Below are 2,041 nucleotides of genomic sequence, written 5' to 3'. Positions count from 1 at the left end.
CATTTACCATTTACCCGTCCATATTTTAAATTCCATTGTTGTGGATTAATTTCCAGCTTGGTACTAAACTGAGAGATACTGCCATTAATGGTTAGTCTTGCCATAATAGATACGTTGCCATTTTTCTTTGGTGCATTTTTTTTAAGGTAAAACAATAACTTAAAAGTTGATCTTTTTGTAGTTTCCATAACTCAATGTTTTAATATTTAAAATTAAATTCAATTGAGTTACGAGGCAACATGAAATACAAAGCAAAATACTGAATTACAACCACTTAAAATTCAGACTCTAAAAACAGTAGGTAACGATTTGGTAACCTGCTTTTCCAATTGGGACTTCTTTAAGTGGCTTTTAAGTGCATCATTTAAATTTTATCATTCCTTTAAAACCCTTTATTAATGCGGGACTTAATCCGCTTTTACAATTTTCTGCGAGTTCAGAACTTTTAATATAAGTAACCTCATAAAATACAAGGTTACTTATTATCCACCACACGATGCAATCGTGCGGGAGAGAGGTTTATAAGTTTGTATTAAATGTTTTTGCGCTCTCAATAAATGTTTGAAGATTTTCAGTTTTTATATTATAAAACAATATTTTATATTTTCCATTTGTGTATAACCTCGATACTCTTCCATTATGTCCTTCATAGAGATAATTTTCGTTATATTTTCTTTTATCCCAATATTCTCCTATATATTTTAAAACTTCATTATAATCAATATTTTTTAATTCCCAATTCTCAGATTCCTGTCCTTCATTTTTATAAGAAGAGTAAATATAAAATATCTGCTTGTCATCATATTCAAAGAAAAAATTATTACTTCTTACATTCCAATTAACAATATTTTTAGGTAACTTTATTGAAAAGTGCGTTGTGTAGTATATGTCGTGATCAGCTGAAGCATTAACTTTATTAATATATTTAAGTTTATTTTCATTGCTACCATAATCGAATACCATACTATTACTATTGATACTATTTTTTGGCACATCTATAAAAGATGCACAAGAACTCATCAACAAAACCAATAAAACACAGATTGAATATTTCATAATTATTTATTTACTTTTTCCATTGCTTTTTTAAAGGCTGAATAATCTATTGTAATAATAGAACCTCCTGAATTATAAAATCCTACTGTAGGAGAATATGTATTAGGAGAAGGTGTTCCTCCTATTTGACCTGAAGGCAATGATCCTGGGATTTCCGTCCACCCCAAAACCATAGATGGCTGATTTCCCTGCATATTTTTAGGATCTGTATCTTTGCCTGCTCCCATTGAAGGTGTTGGTTTTCCGTAAGCAACCACATTACCTGCATTGTCATAATCAAGAGGGTGTAAGTGCGCATCAGAAGCAACAGTATCACCTTTGTCTCGCAAATCTTTTTTAGCTTCGGCCCATGCTTTTGGTCCTACTTCTCCAGTCTTTTCACCTGTTACAGTTTTTGATGATTTTCCATTCTGCCCCAAATAAAACCCTTTCTCAGTGCCTGTTTTGTCTGTTTTACCAAAAGCATATATATCATCGATCTGTTTAATCTGGTCATTAGTTATCTGATTAACAACATGACCATTGTTTATTGCAGCATCTGTATCAGCTTCCTTTTTACTAGTAGTTAATACTATTTTCTTATCCGTTTTACCATCTTCAACATGTTTTGTGAGTTGCCCTTTCAAATTATAGTAATCAGTAAAAGGAGCTCTACCATCTGGATCTATAAACCTAATCGGATTATTAAAAGCATAATTATAAGGACTATGACGACGCATTATTTCCGCTAAAGGATCAACCACGCCCCATCTACCGATATCCGGCATATAAAATCTCTCGCCATAATCATACATTCCGGTCTCTTGGAGTTCTTTTCCGTTGTACTTGTATTGATAAGCATTCTGAGTTGTAGCAGTATAATTATATAGCAATCCAAAAGGATAATAATTATTGACTTCGACAATTTCTCCTGGCTTCCATCCATCAATGCAATTAGGGGGATCCATAGGATTCCACGGTCCATCACATTGCTGCCAGTAATATT

Annotated in this window: 3 protein-coding genes; all 3 read right to left on the bottom strand. The window is 32.5% G+C overall.

Annotation, left to right across the window (positions count from 1 at the left end):
• A partial coding sequence (locus AC5YGG_RS20830; protein ID WP_496146354.1) for an Arm DNA-binding domain-containing protein occupies positions 1 to 188 on the bottom strand: 188 nt, incomplete at its 3' end.
• Positions 189 to 519: 331 nt separating this feature from the next.
• Positions 520 to 1,056 carry a hypothetical protein gene (locus AC5YGG_RS20825; protein ID WP_496146353.1) on the bottom strand — a complete coding sequence of 179 codons (537 nt, stop codon included), beginning with the start codon at positions 1,054 to 1,056 and terminating at the stop codon, positions 520 to 522.
• 2 nt (positions 1,057 to 1,058) lie between these two features.
• Positions 1,059 to 2,041: RHS repeat-associated core domain-containing protein (locus AC5YGG_RS20820; RefSeq protein WP_496146352.1), on the bottom strand; the 983-nt coding region annotated here is incomplete at its 5' end.

This window comes from Chryseobacterium sp. CS2K3 (assembly GCF_059515185.1).
Note: the sequence above shows the minus strand (reverse complement) of the source record. Positions and strands in the feature narration are given on the sequence as shown.

Coding starts and splice junctions, on each gene's coding strand:
- AC5YGG_RS20825 (WP_496146353.1), bottom strand. CDS start 1,056: ATGAAATATTCAATCTGTGTTTTATTGGTTTTGTTGATGAGTTCTTGT.